The sequence below is a fragment of the Candidatus Phytoplasma melaleucae genome, assembly GCF_030588185.1.
Classification (GTDB): domain Bacteria; phylum Bacillota_I; class Bacilli_A; order Acholeplasmatales; family Acholeplasmataceae; genus Phytoplasma; species Phytoplasma melaleucae.
Genome location: NZ_JAOSID010000001.1, coordinates 64,342 through 80,935 on the forward strand (window position 1 = coordinate 64,342; position 16,594 = coordinate 80,935).

General features: G+C 26.5%; 15 protein-coding genes. All 15 read right to left on the bottom strand.

What is annotated here, in order from left to right:
- Nucleotides 1-10 precede the first annotated feature (10 nt).
- Nucleotides 11-1,201 carry an acetate kinase gene (locus OC680_RS00265; RefSeq protein ID WP_304515120.1) on the bottom strand — a complete coding sequence of 397 codons (1,191 nt, stop codon included), beginning with the start codon at nt 1,199-1,201 and terminating at the stop codon, nt 11-13.
- Between the two features lie 172 nt (nt 1,202-1,373).
- Complete coding sequence (citX, locus tag OC680_RS00270) at nt 1,374-1,919, bottom strand: citrate lyase holo-[acyl-carrier protein] synthase (RefSeq protein WP_304515121.1); 546 nt, start codon at nt 1,917-1,919, stop codon at nt 1,374-1,376.
- A gap of 67 nt (nt 1,920-1,986) precedes the next feature.
- On the bottom strand, nt 1,987-3,534 hold the full coding sequence (gene citF, locus OC680_RS00275) for a citrate lyase subunit alpha (protein WP_304515122.1): 1,548 nt from the start codon (nt 3,532-3,534) through the stop codon (nt 1,987-1,989).
- A gap of 65 nt (nt 3,535-3,599) precedes the next feature.
- Nucleotides 3,600-4,487, bottom strand: a complete 888-nt coding sequence (locus tag OC680_RS00280) for an HpcH/HpaI aldolase/citrate lyase family protein (RefSeq protein ID WP_304515123.1) — start codon at nt 4,485-4,487, stop codon at nt 3,600-3,602.
- A gap of 103 nt (nt 4,488-4,590) precedes the next feature.
- Nucleotides 4,591-4,893 carry a citrate lyase acyl carrier protein gene (gene citD / locus OC680_RS00285; protein ID WP_304515124.1) on the bottom strand — a complete coding sequence of 101 codons (303 nt, stop codon included), beginning with the start codon at nt 4,891-4,893 and terminating at the stop codon, nt 4,591-4,593.
- A complete protein-coding gene (locus OC680_RS00290) occupies nt 4,880-5,560 on the bottom strand; it encodes a bifunctional 4-hydroxy-2-oxoglutarate aldolase/2-dehydro-3-deoxy-phosphogluconate aldolase (RefSeq protein WP_304515125.1) in 681 nt (226 codons plus the stop codon). The genes citD and OC680_RS00290 overlap by 14 nt, the downstream gene beginning before the upstream one ends.
- A 127-nt stretch (nt 5,561-5,687) precedes the next feature.
- Nucleotides 5,688-6,560: a triphosphoribosyl-dephospho-CoA synthase gene (locus tag OC680_RS00295; RefSeq protein ID WP_304515126.1), complete on the bottom strand. Its 873-nt coding sequence runs from the start codon at nt 6,558-6,560 to the stop codon at nt 5,688-5,690.
- Nucleotides 6,561-6,617: 57 nt separating this feature from the next.
- On the bottom strand, nt 6,618-8,135 hold the full coding sequence (locus OC680_RS00300) for a 2-hydroxycarboxylate transporter family protein (RefSeq protein WP_304515127.1): 1,518 nt from the start codon (nt 8,133-8,135) through the stop codon (nt 6,618-6,620).
- Between the two features lie 91 nt (nt 8,136-8,226).
- On the bottom strand, nt 8,227-8,757 hold the full coding sequence (locus OC680_RS00305; RefSeq protein ID WP_304515128.1) for a DJ-1/PfpI family protein: 531 nt from the start codon (nt 8,755-8,757) through the stop codon (nt 8,227-8,229).
- 387 nt (nt 8,758-9,144) lie between these two features.
- Complete coding sequence (locus OC680_RS00310; protein WP_304515129.1) at nt 9,145-10,086, bottom strand: ABC transporter ATP-binding protein; 942 nt, start codon at nt 10,084-10,086, stop codon at nt 9,145-9,147.
- Nucleotide 10,087: 1 nt separating this feature from the next.
- The gene (locus OC680_RS00315; RefSeq protein WP_304515130.1) at nt 10,088-11,035 is read right to left on the bottom strand and encodes an ATP-binding cassette domain-containing protein; all 948 of its coding nucleotides are present in this window, start codon (nt 11,033-11,035) and stop codon (nt 10,088-10,090) included.
- Nucleotides 11,036-11,069: 34 nt separating this feature from the next.
- Entirely contained in the window at nt 11,070-11,900 is an 831-nt protein-coding gene (locus OC680_RS00320; protein WP_304515131.1) for an ABC transporter permease, read from the bottom strand.
- Between the two features lie 36 nt (nt 11,901-11,936).
- Nucleotides 11,937-12,875, bottom strand: coding sequence for an ABC transporter permease (locus OC680_RS00325; protein ID WP_304515132.1), 939 nt, complete (start codon nt 12,873-12,875; stop codon nt 11,937-11,939).
- Between the two features lie 83 nt (nt 12,876-12,958).
- Entirely contained in the window at nt 12,959-14,623 is a 1,665-nt protein-coding gene (locus OC680_RS00330; RefSeq protein WP_304515133.1) for an ABC transporter substrate-binding protein, read from the bottom strand.
- 466 nt (nt 14,624-15,089) lie between these two features.
- On the bottom strand, nt 15,090-16,463 hold the full coding sequence (locus OC680_RS00335) for a Wadjet anti-phage system protein JetA family protein (protein ID WP_304515134.1): 1,374 nt from the start codon (nt 16,461-16,463) through the stop codon (nt 15,090-15,092).
- Between the last annotated feature and the right edge of the window lie 131 nt (nt 16,464-16,594).

Genomic DNA, 16,594 nt, shown 5'->3' on the forward strand with positions numbered 1-16,594 from the left:
TTTTATGGAATTACTTGGACACAATAAAAGAAAAAACATCTCTAGCGATAACTATTTCTTCATTAGTAGGCACAACTAAAACTTTAACAGATGAATCTGGAGTAGAAATAATTCTTTCTTGTGTTGAAGATGTTTCATTGATCTCTGTATCTATATAAATATGCAAAAATTTTAAAGATTTCAATACTTCCCTACGTACAAAAGAAGAATTTTCACCTACCCCCGCTGTGAATATTAAACAATCAACACCCTTTAATAAAAAATAATAACTCGCAATATAATCAACAATACGACTAATTTGTACTTCGAAAGCTAACAAAGCTCTTTCGTTATTTTGTTTTATCATTGCTTCCAAATCTCTACAATCATTAGAAATACCAGAAATACCTAATAACCCTGACTTATGAATCAAATCATTTATAACTTCTTGAGCAGTTTTTTTTTCTTTTTCAGCTATAAAAGAAATAATAACAGGATCAATATCACCACTGCGAGTCCCCATAGGAACTCCTGATATAGGGGTAATTCCCATTGAATTAGCAACAGAACAACCATTTACATCTACAGCAGTTATAGAAACGCCGTTTCCAATATGACAAATAATTAACTTAAGATCTTTTTGTTGAAACATTTGATGTACTTTTTGTACAACGAAACGACAGGAAGTACCATGAAATCCATATTTTCTAATTTTATGTTTAATGTACCATTCATAAGGAACCGCGTATAAAAAATTCTTTTGTGGAACAGTCTGATGAAAACTAGTATCAAAAACTCCTACATGCAACGCTTCAGGAAAAAAATTTTTAAATAACTTAATCCCCACAACATTAACAGGATTATGAAGAGGTGCTAAAATGCCTAATGCTTCAATTTGCATAATATTTTCATCTGTTAAAATAACTGAATTGTTAAAAATCTCTCCACCTTGAACTACCCTATGCCCTACGCCTTTAATTTCAGTTATTGCACTAATAATTTTATTTTCGATTAAAGTTTTTAACAACAATTCAACAGCATGTTTATGATTCAAAATAGACAAAACCTGTTGTTGTGTTTGATTTTTAGATCTAATTTTAAATAAAGCATTATCGTGACCAATTCGTTCAATTAAACCACTGCAAAGCACTTCTTCTTCTGGCATATTTAATATTTGAAATTTTAAAGAAGAACTCCCTGTATTCACAGACATAATTTTCATAATTATAATATTTCTCCTAAGCTTTTTTATAAATCATTGTTTTATTTGTGATTTGGTATAAATATCATTCTTTATCTGATACCAAAAAATTTTTTTGTTAGAAAAAGAAATAAAATAAAAAAACCTAATATTTTAACTAATAAGAAAAATCAAACTAATTATCTTTTTATATTTAATGAATATAAAAATTCACAAAAGTATTTATTTTTTGTTCAATAAAAAACAATAACTCTTGCAAAGTATGATTTTTCTGAATAGCGCAAATTTTAGCATACTTATTACATAAAAAACATTTTCTTGGATTAATATTTAAATTAGTTCTAATAATAGATTTGTGATGGATGTTTATTACATCCATATCTAATAATTGAAAAATAGAATTGGATTGTTCTAAATAAATTAATGTCTTTTTTATGTGTATTAATTTCAACATATTTTTTGTATTTAAAATAATATTAGAGTAAAGACCAGCATCATCACTAACGATAATAAAATCATCATTCAAACAAAATTTATTTATTTGTAAAAATTTAGATAAAATATTCACCATAATGACTTGAAAAAAAATACAATATAAAGAATTATTTTTATTTGGGCCAGGAATATTTAAATTTACAGTTAATAAACCTTTCTGATATTGTTGTAAAAGGGTTTGTTGGTATAAATACCGTTTTTCTCTTGCTTCAAGAATATGAGAGATATAGTTTTTTTCTACCATTTATGCATTAATGTATAACAAATATTCAAATATTCAATTTTATTTTTAAATCTATTAAAAAGGAACTTTATAATGAGAATTTTTCAGATTTGTAAACAACATCAATTAAAGTACCATCTCGATATTCTATTAAAGCAATTATATGATTAGTGTTATATATTATTTTCTCAGGTACACCTACAATACTGTATGCTAAATCGCGTAATTCCCTAATATCTTTTGTAGGCACTTGATTATTCTTAAAAATCTCAATTAAATCAGATCTTAAAGGATTAACAGCAATTCCTACATCAGTTACTAAAATATCCACAGTGTTCCCAGGTGTGACTACTGTTTGAACTCTGTCTACAACGGAAGAAATACGACCTCTGACCAAAGGAACAGCTACAATAGAAATTTTGCTTCCATAAGCCACGTCGCTGTGGCCGCCTGAAGCTCCTCTTAAATAACCATCAGCACCAGTAATAACATTACAATTAAAATTAACGTCTATTTCTAAAGCACTTAAGATACCATAGTCTAATTTATTTACAGCACACCCCTTAATAAAAGGATTAGCATAAAAAGAAGCTGACATTTCTAAATGATTATTATTTTCCCTTAAAGAACGAATAGCTGTTAAATCAAAAGATTGCACATCTAATAATTTATCTACTAAATTTTGTTTTAATAATTCTACTTGCGGCTGAATAATACCTCCTAAAAAAAAAGAAGCTTTTATTTTTTGTTTCATCATGACATCAGTTAAAATCATTAAAGAAGCTTGAGAAGCTCCACCAGTACCGGTTTGAAATGAGAATCCATCTCTAAAATAAGGAGTATTAATTATCACTTGGACAATATTCTCGGCAATTTGGATTTCTTTTGGTTTAAACACAGAATGAATTTCACCTGAAGAAATTTTGGAATTATCTCCGATATTATCTATTTGCACTACGAAATCGACATAAATCTGCGGAATAGAAATAGGACTATTTGGATAATCAACTAAAGAATCAGTAATAATAACAGTTTTATTAGCATATTGAGCATCTACCATAGCATATCCTAAAGAACCAACACAAGAATCACCTTTTACTCCGTTAGCATTGCCCATTTCATCACTACTAGAAGCCGCTAAAAAAGCTACATCAATACGAGGTTCACCTGTGCTTATATATCTAGCTCTTCCCCCATGAGAACGAATAATTACAGGTTTTAACAAAACACCTTCAGAGATAGCATTGCCTAATTCCCCTCTTATAGCTGAACCTTCTAAAGCAGTAACTACTCCTCTCTGAATATAATCAATAAAACAATCATGTGATTTAGTAAAGGAAGAAGCTAAAACCGTCAAATTTTTAATATTTAACTTATCGATGACCTGCATAACACGCAAAAAAGTTTGATCTCCATGCCTAAAAGCATGATGAAAAGAAATAGTCATCCCATCTTTTAAACCACTTTTGTTAATAACTTCTTCTAAAGAACTTACAATTTTACTTCTTAATAAATTATTTTTATTTTGCAAATTAAAATAAAGATTTCCTGGCTTTGAACAACTATCATAACTTTTGTAAGTATAATTATTATCTTTATTAATCTTATTTAATTCTTGATCATTTAAATATTTCATACTCTGTTTATCCCTTAATATTTTTCTATAAATCAGCGAATCAAAAACTTATTCTCCTAAAACTTTTAATTCTCTAAAGGGTTTTTGATATTAGCTTTTTGCAAAATATTTTCTGCATTTTGTATAACAGGTTTATCAATCATTTTGCCTTCAATAGCAAAAACACCTTTATTATTGTGACGATATTTTCTATATAAATTTAAAATTTTTAAAGAATCTTCGATTTCTCGCGAATTTGGAGTAAAAATACGATTAATAATCGGTAATTGAATAGGGTGTATGGCAGATTTTCCGTTAAACCCTAATTCTTTCACGATAAGTGATTCTTGCTCTAATCCTTGTAAGTCTTTAACATTATCATAAATACAATCAATAGCATCAATATTTGTTGCTCTTGCTGCATGTAAGATCATCTGACGAGCAAAAAGTAATTCATGTCGAGTTATAGTTTTAGTAGCTTGTAAGTTTAACATGTAATCTACTCCTCCTAAAGCAATCCCAACTACTCTAGGAGAAGCTGATGCTATTTCATATGCATTCAAAACCCCTTGAGCGCTTTCTATTGCACAAAATAAAGATATTCGCTTATTTTTATTCATTTTTTGCTCAATTTCTTCAATATCATGAATAACTTTTAATACATCTTTTTTAGATTCTGTCTTTGGTAAACGAATTACATCAGCTTTTGAATCAGTTACTATAGCTTTTAAATCATCCGCATAAAAAACTGTATCAAAATGATTAATTCTAACAACAGTTTCAATATTATACTTATTATAATTAAAAAAATTAATCATTCTTTTGGTTAATTCTCTCGCTGCGTCTTTTTCTTGAATACTTATAGAGTCTTCCAAATCAAAAATAACACTATCCAGATTATACGAAATAATATCTTTGAATAAAGCTGGATTATTACCTGGTACAAATAACATAGTTTTTCTATTTTTTTTCATTAAATGCCTCTATGCCTCTATTATTACATCTTTAATTGAGATAAATAAACAATTATCTCTTATAATTTTTCAAATTTAATTATGCAAAGTAAATAAAAATAAATCAAATATCATTATACTTTTGTGCACGACGTAAAGCTGTAACAATTCTAGCTTTTAACACTTCGTCAATAGCTCCCTGATCCTGAATAATTAATTTACAACTTACAATTTGATGTTCTTTTAAAATATTTAAAGATATTTGCTTTATTTTGGCGCCAAATTGTCTAATAAAAGGAGATTTAATAAAAATATCGATTTTATTATCTGGATTAGGTTCCATAATGATCAAACAATCACTAGATTCTAAAGAACCACAAAAAACTTTTTGAAGTATTTGTGGAATAACGATTTTATTTGTTGACATAAAGATGCTTTTCGCGCTCTCTTTCTGTTGTTATATGTTTGACGATATTAACGTATTTAATCGCTAAAGAAGCTATTTCTTGTTCATCGACTAAACCCCCATGTTCATCGCTACCTAGAACTCCTGTAATACCTACAGCCCAAACCCCTGCTTTAAAATAAGAAATGATATTAGTCAAATCTACTCCACCTGTAGCTAATATTTTAAAGTAAGGGAAGGGATTACTAATTAATTTTAAAGTTTCAGGCGAAAAGCAACTTACAGGATAAACTTTTAAAAGTGAAGCTCCTTTTTGAAACACATAATACATTTCATTAACAGTCATAACACCAGGAATATATAAAATATTCTTTTCTAAAGCCCATTTCAAAATATCTTCATTATAAACTGGAGAAACTAAATATTCGGCTCCTGAATGAATAGCTTTTTGAGCTTCTTTAAGAGTTAAAACAGTCCCTGCACCAATAGTAGCTTGGGGATATTTACGGCTTGTCTCTTCTATTAATGTGTAAGCATTAGGAATAGTTAATGTTACTTCTGCAAAACTAAAACCATTTTCTAATGTATTTTTAAGAATCCTGCAAGCATTTTCAAATTTTTTAGTTCTTACAATTACGCTTAAAGGGCTTTGCTTTAAATTTTGAATAATATTTGTAATAGATTTCATGTTAAAAAGAATGACCTCTTTATCTTATTTTTTTCAATTAACAAATAAATTTTTTCAAATAAGTTCCAAAAAAAAGAACAAATAAAGATAGAATAAACAATTCCAAACAGATAATATTAGCTAAAAATTAAATAATTTTAAAATAAGAACTAACAAAAAATAAAAAACAGGTAACAACACTGAGATCAGCACAACCACCAGGAGATATTTTTTGTTTTTGATACATTTCATTTTTATTTAAAATTTCTTTTCGAAAAGATGTAAAATCTTTTTCATCTAAAATACTTAACCAAAGAGCTGCTTGCTTCTGAATAATTTTATACTTAGCATAACCTATTTTCATAATTAAAGTAGTATCATCAATCATTTTTAAATAAAAAATCAGGAGACATAAATAAAGTTCATATTTAGTTAACATAGGATATTTAGAAGTACATTTATGAGCAAATGGAAATCCGCATAAAAAAATGTTTTTATATCCAGATAAGGCTTCTCCTCGCGCTCCTTTAATACCATATTCTTGAAATATTTTTTCCCCTTTAGTCCTATTATTAAAAAAAACAAAATCTTTTTTCACATCTTGAGCTAATATCTTTACTAAATTTTGCCACAAACCAAAAGATATTCGGTGTATTAAACCATAAAGAGTTACATAATAAATAATACCAAAAACAAAAATTAATCCCTTATGGGTATTAATATTATTAGTACTCTTAAACATTCTTTTTTCTTGTTGGATTCCTATAATTCTTAATTGGTTAAAATTTAAATTTGGTTGTTGCGATGCTAAATGATTAATTTGAACAAAATAAAAATAGAAAGTATGTTTAGACTTTAAAAAAGTAGCAATATTCATATCTACATGACAACCACAATTAAAATAAGAAACTAAACCTAGAGCCGGATAACATAGTAATTCGCTTTCTATAGACTGAATAGCTATATCAATTAATTTGTTTTGTAAAAAAGCCAAAGATACGGCTCCATTTAATAACTTCATATAATTCTCTTCAACAAAATTAATCTTTTTTTATTTTGAATATCATTCCTAATAATTTTAAATACCAGGATTAATAGAGTAAAATAAAGGAAATACAATGCTAGCTATGATAACTGTTAAATCGCCCCCAATACGAGTAGCTATTTGCGCATAAGGAGTAAGTTTTAATGCATTGGATGCTTCTAAAATAGCTATATTACCTGCTCCACCAATGCTATTAGCACAAAGACCAGCTGCAATTGAAGATTGCACAGGGTAAAAGCCTACTTTATTACCTATAATAGCAGCAACTAAAGCAGTAGTACCAACACATAAAATACAAGTTGATAAAAAAGCTAAATCTACCATTTTATTCATAACTATACCGATATTAATATTTACCCCTACTACAACCAAAATACAAGATGAAAAAGTCTGAGTAATAAATTGAGAAGCTTGACTGATACTTTGAACATAATTATCCGAAATCAAATCAAAAAATTTCACAAGTAAAACCAAAAGAACTAAGAAAATAATAGTTGGTGGAAGATATTTAGCGATATTCTCACTAAGAACTAATTTTAATAATAAAAATCTTAAAACATTACTAAATATATATAAAGCAAAAATCGCTACTAACCCTGTTTTAATACGACTTAAACTAGTTTTTTCAATTAAAGTTGAATTTTTTGTATGATTTATGGATTTTTTTTGTATTTGAACTAAGTTTTTTTGATCAGGTACAGTAAGTTTTTCTAGATCACCATTAGGACTACCATATTTACTATTACCAAAAATTTTTTTAATTAATCCACCAAAAATAACACTTATAATACCACCAATTAACAAAGAAGTTATAATATGAGTTTTAAAAAAATCTTCATAAATAGGTATTCCTTGTGAAAAAACTTTTACTAACGGAATAATGCCACATGTAAGACCGCCACAAGAAATAGGAACAAAAATATAAAAAATAGAATTCAAAAAATTATTATAACTGCTATTAGGAATAGTATTAATCCCCCCAATAGGTCTAAAAAGAATACCTGCTATCCCCACTACAATGGCAGAAATAAATAAAGAAACAATAACCAAAGACAAAAACTTTATTCCATTTCTTTTCAAAATATCTTTTCTAATACCTAAAAGACTACCACAAACCAAAGAAGATACAAACAATTCTGAAAAACCTATGCTAGAATTTTTATTAAAATAAGATATTTTTTCTCGAAAAGCTGCTTGGAATTGGAAAAAACGGTTTGAGATTTCAGAAGGAAAAAAATTATAATTGAAAATAAATGCTGGAACAAGCAAACATAAAATAGCCCCCCCTCCTATATCTTTTAGAATAGGGGTTTTTTTACCTATCACTTTTAAAATTTCAGCTAAAACCATGGTGAATAATAAAACAGATATCAAATGATGCCAAGAACTAGTAAAGATGCCCTGGGAAGCATCGTAAGCAATCCATATATGCATAATCGTGATAACTAAAATAATCATTATTAAACTTAATGGAAATCCCAAAATATCTATTTTAGGTTTAATATTATTTTTAGAAACATTTTGTTTTTCGGAATGATTTAAATTGATCATATTTATCTATTGCCTTCCCCTTTCTTTGTTATTTTCCTAAATAAACCAATATTTTTATTTAATTTTTTTTCGAAGATCATAAAATATACCCTCAATAATTATAAATATTAAGTTTGTCTAACAAACGATTGGCAAAATCAAAAACCGTTAAAGGAGACTGAGAAGTAATAAAATTATCACTAACAACAGTTTTGCAATTGCTGCAATATATGCCACCCGTAATATTAGATTCATACCCCGGATAACATGTAAACGAATGATTTTGTAACAAACCAATCCTGCCTAAAAATGAAGGAGCAGCGCAAATAGCTGCAATAATTTTTTTCTTCTCGGCAAAAGATTTAATTATATTTAATACTTTATGTAAATCTTGATTATTGCTTCTTAATAAATTTTGGACATAAGGACCACCAGGAATGATTAAAAAACCATATTCATCACAAACCACTTTATCAATATGCATATCCGCCTTCACATGAAGTTCTTGCGAGGAAACCACTTGCAAAGAATTATTCGGAGCGCAAGTAATTACATCAAAAGCATTTTGTTTAATAATTGCTCTTGTTGTAACAGCTTCAGTATCTTCAAAACCGTTATATAAAATTAATAATCCTTTCACCATAGAACATTACATTCAATACATCATTATGTCAAATAATAGTTATCTTAAATATAGCTATAATAATAAAATTGAATTTTTTAAAACTCCTTTTCCTTTGATATAATACATCTGCAATTAATCTTATAAATAAATAAAAACTAAACATCAACTGTATTCTATCACTAACTAATACTACATTGCAAATATTTTATACAATTTTATGCTGCTATCTAATCCAAGTTCATCATACTAAAATGTCATTTCCTTACCTAAATAAATAATAAAATATTGTCAAATTAATCTAGAAAGTTAAATCATTAAAGAATAATTTAGTTTTAACACATAGTTAACATTATTATATAATCATGATGTTTTTCAAAAAAGAATTGAAAACAACTATAAAGTAACTCAAGAATGTCTTTTTAGAGTACAACTAATAAAATGATTTTTGGTAACTTCTAAAAAATCTGGATCTGGTTCTAAATAATTTTTAAACATATAAAAATCAAAAATATCATTTTGCGCTTCAAACAAATTTGTATTTTTTTTGTATTGTTTTTTGTAAATACTAGTCATAAAGAAATCATTTAATAATTTTTTGGTATAAGGATGTAAAGGATTTTTAAAAATCTCAGAAGAAGGTGCTTTTTCTATGATCATACCTTTATATAAGACAATTATATTTTGTACTAAAGAAGAAACAATACCTAAATCATGTGTAATAAATAACATAGACATTTTATATTTATGTTGCATTTTAGCGATCAAATGTAAAATTTCCTTTTGCGTTAGAACGTCTATGGCAGTAGTAGGTTCATCTGCTATTAATAGTTCAGGTTGGCAAGCAAGGGCCATAGCAATAAAGACCCTTTGACAAAGCCCGCCTGAAAGTTGATATGGATAAGATTCCATAATCCTTTCTGGCTCTAGAATTTCCACTTGTTTTAACATATCTATAGACTTGCGAAGAGCTTCTAAATAAGGAATTTGATAATGTAATTGAAAAATTTCTGTCATTTGAGTTTTTATTTTTAAACTAGGATTAAGACTAGACATTGGATCTTGAAAAATCATACTAATCTTAGTACCTCTAATATGACGCATTTGTTTTTCGGTAAATGTAGAAATAATTTCTTTTTGAAAAATAATATCACCTTTATATATACTTTGATTTTTGCGAAATAACTTTAAAATAGATAAAGCTATTTGACTCTTGCCAGAACCTGATTCTCCTATAATGCCTAGAGTTTCTTGTTTTTTTATAGAAAAAGTCACACCTCTTAACACTTTAATGAAAGAATCTTCCGTTTGGAAATGCATATGTAAATTATTAACCTGTAATAAAACCATTTTATTTAATTTCCTTATTATTTTCCAAAGTACAAAGAACAAAATGTCCTGGTGTATACTCATAAAAATTTAGGTTTTCAGAACTTGTACCAAAGGTAATATGATTATTTGTAAACATTTTATCATTTAAATTAATGTTAAAAGAATATGAATCTATTCTAGGAATGGCATTCAATAATTTTTTAGTATAAGGGTGCAAAGGATTGCTAAAAATTTTTTCTTTCGGAGCTAATTCCACTAAATGGCCTTCGTACATAACTCCTATCCTATCACTTATATAGTGGGCTACTCCTAAATCATGAGAAATAAATAAATAAGTAATATCGTACTTATTTTTTAAATCATTTAATAAATCTAAAATTTGTTTTTGCATAGTCACGTCCAAAGCAGACACAATTTCGTCGCAAATAACAAACTTAGGTTTTAAAATTAAAGTTTTAGCTATATTTACTCTTTGTCTCTGGCCACCGCTTAATTCATGTGGAAAACGTTTCATTAAATCTAAATGTAAACCACATTTGCTCATAATATCTGAAATTTGTTCTTCATAGGAGGGATCTTTATAATTCTTCACTTTTTTGTGTATTATCAACCCTTCTCCAATAATATCCTTAATTTTAAATTTAGGATTTAAAGCTGAAAAAGAATTTTGAAAAATAATTTGTAAATCTTGTCTTAACACCTTAACTTCTTTTTTATTTAATTGATTTAATTCTAAAGCATTTTTTAGATTTTGGTAATAAATGATTTTTCCTTCCTGAGCCTTTTGTAATTGAATAATTAATTTGCCTAAAGTAGATTTACCTGAACCTGATTCTCCTATAATGCTCAAAGTTTCTCTTGCAAAAATAGATAGATTAATATTATTATTAGCTTTACAAATTTTTTTATTAATCTGAAAAAATTTGCTTAAATTTTCAACTCTTAACAATGTTTGAGGCCATTCCATAATTTAAACACTTCTTTCTCTTTTTTTAATTAAATTAATTATTATGAGAATTCCAATATTGCATTAATCCTTCAGCTATACAATTAAAAGACAAATTAGTTAATATAATAAAAATCATAGGATAAAAAAATAATCTAGGATACATATCAGCATATAATCTATTCATACTTAACAAAGACCCCCATTCTGGAATAGATGAATCTAACCCTACACCAATAAACCCAAAATAAGAAACTACCAGAATAACACTACTTAAACTTAAAGTCATTCTTATAAGTAAAGTATTTAATATGTGAGGAAAAACATGTTTTTTTATAATGTAAAAATGACTAGCCCCTAAAGCAAAAGCGTTTTTTACAAAATCTTTTTGGGATATTTGAATGGTAGCTGCTTTAATATTTTTAATAAATGTTGGTAGATAACATATACTCAGTACAATAATCAATTGACAAGCCCCTCTGCCGTAAAATAATACAATTAAAAAAGCTAAAATAAAATCTGGGCAAACAATTAGTAGATCACATATAAAATTAGTTAAAAAGCCAAAAAAACCATGAAAATAACCACCTAAAAGCCCTAACACACAACCTAATAATCCACTAATAAAAATAGCACTTACAGATATGTAAAGAGAGGTAGTCATACCTTTAATTATATATTCAAATAAGTCATGTCCTATGAAGTCTGTTCCTAACCAATGTTTTTTACTAGAAGGCAAAAAAGATTTATAAGATAAATTGAAAAACTGATTATCAGCAAATAAAAATAAAGGTAATAGGATATTTAACAACAATAAAAAAAATAGCAAAGATATACCAAATAAAAAGATTTTATTTTTTTGATAAAAATAATTAAATGTTTTCAATATAATGTCTCCTAATAAAAAATATTCTTGTTTCAATCAAGAATACTTCATTTTAACAGTCGGATCCAAACAATAACATAAAAATTCTAGACCAATATTAAACAAACTAATCACTATCGATAAAAGTACCACACAACATTGAATAACAGGTAAATCTCTATTATTGAAAGATGTAAAAATCAAACTTCCTAACCCATTAATATTAAAAATAGACTCTATAATAATAGAGCCACTTAACATAAAACCTAACATTAATCCAATGTGTGTGCAAATGGGAACAAGAGCATTTTTTAACGCATGCTTAAATAAAATACGTGTTTCCGATAAGCCCCTAGCACGCGCAGCTAGTATAAAAGGTTGTTCTAAAATATAAATTACACTAGTTCTGGTTACCCTAAAAATGGGGAAAATTGTGACTAAAGTTAAAGAAAGGATAGGAAGTATTAACGAAAAAGGATCATCTAAACCAGATATTGGTAATAAATTCAAACAAAAACCAAGAAAATATTGCATACAATACCCTACAATATAACTAGGCAAGGAAATAATTAAAATAGAACACAAAATAAGAATATAATCCATTTTACTATCTTTATAAAAAGCTGCTATTAACCCTAAAAAAATACCTATTAAAGAAGCAATTAAGCAACTAATAAAAACGATTTGGCAAGTGATTAGGAAAGAAGACCAAAACAACTCTGTAGATTTAGTATTTCGATTAACATACGAATAACCAAAATCAAATTTATAAAAAACATTTATCACATATTGTTTGAATTGATTTATTAAGGGTTGATCTAACCCTAATTCTTTTTTCAAGTGAATTCTCTGCTTACTAGTGCTCTTGAGCCCTAATAAAGTTGTAATTGGATCCGAAAATGTTCTCATAGAAAAAAATACGACAACAATAACAATCATAAAAATAAATAAAGTATAAAATATTTTTTTTAACAAAAAACTTAAAAACACCTTCATTATGAACATCCCTCTTTTTTATACTTATTAAACTATCAAGGAACATAAGTAAATATAAGATTAATATTTATACAAAAGTAATTTTAATTTTTTATAATGTAACGTAAATCCGCGTTCGCAAAAGCATCTTCGTTATACATTAATATATTTTTTTTAATAATACGTTTCGTTCTATTAACATGGAAACAAGGAATAAAAGCATATTTTCGCGCTAACTGGAGGTGGACATCTTTAATCCTTTGCCCATAATTCTCTGAATTAACATCTACATATTTCAAATTTTCTAATTCGTCCCAAATATTTTTATCTTCGCAAAAAGAAATATTATTAACAGCTTCTACATTAACAAAATATTTTGATTTATCACCTTTATTTTGGTTATTAATTTTACCAAAATATAAGTTGAGCAAATGATGAGGATAAGGATTTTCTAAAAATTCACTAAAGCCTGTTATATCATAATCACCTGAAAAAATTTTCTTCCACGTTTCGCTTTGATCATAATGTTCAATTTTAATCGAAAAACCCTTTTGTTTTAAAATATCTGCCATTTTTAATATGTATTTATTTGTAACAGAGTTGTGAATATTACTTAATACTACACGTATAGGTTGAGTAGGTTTTGTTGCATCTGATTGCGAATTATTAGGTGAATCATCTGAATGAACATCATGCAAATACCCTTTTAGACGAGAATCAGAAAAACTATCCACTATGGAATAATTATCATCTTCATTCAGTTGATCTAATATATCTTTTTTCACTTCTGGAGTAAAAATTTCACAAATTTTTTCTCGGACTGAAAGGTCTAAAGTTTCACAGTTTAAAAAAACAGAAAATATATTTAACAAATCACTTTCAAATACTTGTAGTACTTTTTTGTCTACTGTTCTCGCAGTCTGAAGTTGAATATTTTCAGCATTATCCTGCATAATATCTATGTTACCTCTAGCTACATTCATATAAAGCGTTTTCGGATTCGGAATATATTCAGATACAATTTTTTTTATATTGCTCATGCGATAATCTGCAGCTTTATAATAATCTTCAAAACGTTCTAATTCCACTAAATTTGTTGCCGCATCAAATTTAGTTAGTCTATAAGCGCCTAATCCTATATGTCTATATTTTTGGTTTGTTCTGATTAAGTCAGAATTCATAATATAAAGTTTACATAAAGCATACAAATTCAAATTATTTTGGTTATTAGCGAACTTAATAAAGAACTTATATTTATCTTCTGCCGATGGTCTAAAATCTGTAATAAAAGAAGCAAATCCCCCTCCTTTGTTATTATTTAATGTCAAAGTCGCGATAATATCTTCATTTGTTAATTCTTTTCCGTTATGGAATTTTATACCAGGACATAAATTATATTCAAAATAATTTTCTAATTCGCCGGCAGTAATCGGATTTTGCGGTATTTCATGAACAAGTGCTGGTGTAAAAGTTATATTATATTGTCCCTCTGTTTTAGGCATATCATACTTGATTAAAGTCTCGTGTATAAGTTTTTTAATATTCTCGTTAGTGACTAAATTGTTTCCTTCGCCGTATAATCCAAGACTTTCTTGAATAAATCGTTGTCTACCTATAAATAATGTATTTTTTTGTATTTCGCGTATTTTTTTGGATTCTTGATTTATAAAAGGAAGTTTTCGATCTATTAAAAAGAATATTATGGCCAAACAAATAACAAAAGATACTATTACAACTATTATATTTTTTTTACTTCTCCAATTTATCATCTAAAAACTCTCTTTCTTTAAAATCATTTTTATTTTTATGTCATAATAATTTATTTTTTTGATAAATTAATTTGATAAAAATAGTTATAGCGATTATAACATATTATTTTGACAAAATAAACCCCCTTTTTTTCTAAATATCTGAAAAAATTTGAATATGTTATTATATTTGCTAAAATTAGGATAGAATATATCGTAAATCTATTGATATTAGAGAAATTAAAGAATAACAAATGACTCTCTGATATTGTTTTAAATTTAACTACCCATAAATATTTTGGGTTCATAAGAGTCTAAATAATATAAGATAAAAATTTTGCTAGCTAGGACAATAATTAAAATGAATATTATCAGAATTAGTGATATCATAAAAAAAATTAATTTGTTTGTAAAATAGAGAATTCAAAAATAATACTAGCTACAAAAAATCATTATATATCATAACATCAGGACACTTCATTTACTTTTAAAATCTCAAAATTAAAAAATTTGAAAAAGTTATTTGATTACAAGTTACTTTTTGGTTTAATAATCGAATTTGATAAACATTATTTTTTTTGGCAGTTTGAGAGTAAAGAAAAATCAACATTAACTGAGATATTCTTTGCTGTGTATTCAAAACAATATCAGAAGCTTTATAAGGATTTCTTTGGTTTAAAAGTTTTTTTACAAAAAGTTCAATATTCGATTTAGTATAAAAAAGATCTTTATTCAACAAAGAATTTTTTTTTTGCTCAAGACGATATTGAGACTGTGTTGGAATCATTTTAAGCGGAGGTGTGATAATGCTTCGTTTTTCTCTGCGAGGTTTATAAAAAGAAAATTGATCTAAATTTCTTATCTGGTAAAGATTAAATAAGTTATTATATTCTTGTGTTATACTAAGGATTATTTTAATTCCATAATTTAAAAGATTCTGTATATTTTTCTTATTATCATAAAATAGGATTTTTTGGCAAACTATTTGAAGATACTGTTCATTTTTTCTATCTATAACTTCTATAAGTTTGTCTGCTATTTTTAAGTTATCTTCCATTTCTTGAATTTGTCTTACAATAACTACAACATTTTCTTTTGCATTTCTTTTATTAATTTCACTCAACTGTTCACTAAGTAGTTGCATATAGAAATCTTTTGTACGAATTTTTTTTAAAAACAAATTAATCTTGCCGCGATATTTAAAAAAATTATCTGCAGTTTTTAACAAATAATAAGAAGAATCAAAAAAATTTTTTTTGTAATCCAATAATAATTGTTGGAGAATATTATTAATGTTAATATCGAAATTAGCATGTAATAATTGATAATAAAAACGGTAGATATTAGCTTGTAAAATTCTTAATTTGATTAAAAGATTCTGTGTTTTAACAACAGCTTCATGGAAATTAGCATAATTCTTTTCCATTAAAAAAAGTCTCAAAAGAGAATAAATACTATAAATATTACCAATAGATTCTGGCTTGACTTGGCGAAGAGTTTTTTTAAAAAAATGAATCATTTCTAAACTATAATCAAATAAAATCAAATAACTAGTATTATAATTAAATCTTTCTTCTCCCAACCAACCATTTCTTTTTAATAAAGTAATAATTTTAGATGCTTTTTGATAATGATTAATCGTCATTTGTTGATTTGTTTCTTCTTCAATTAAGACTTTATTTTTATCATTAAAATATTTTTCTAAGCTTGTTAACGCTAAGTTTTTATTAATATAAGTATTATGATCTTCTTTAGATAGATAATCTAAAATCAAAAGACAATCTATATAAATATCCTTATTAGGAGAAGATAATAATGTAAAAAAATTAGATGGTAAAATTTCAAATAACGAATGAGACATAAAATTCTATTATTACCCTTACATAACTGCTAATTAAGTAAAATATTCTTTTATTTTTTTCAATGAAATCGAAATTTGTTAAAATACATTGTCTCATATACTTTTTTTATTTTTATGAACTTAAAAAAATA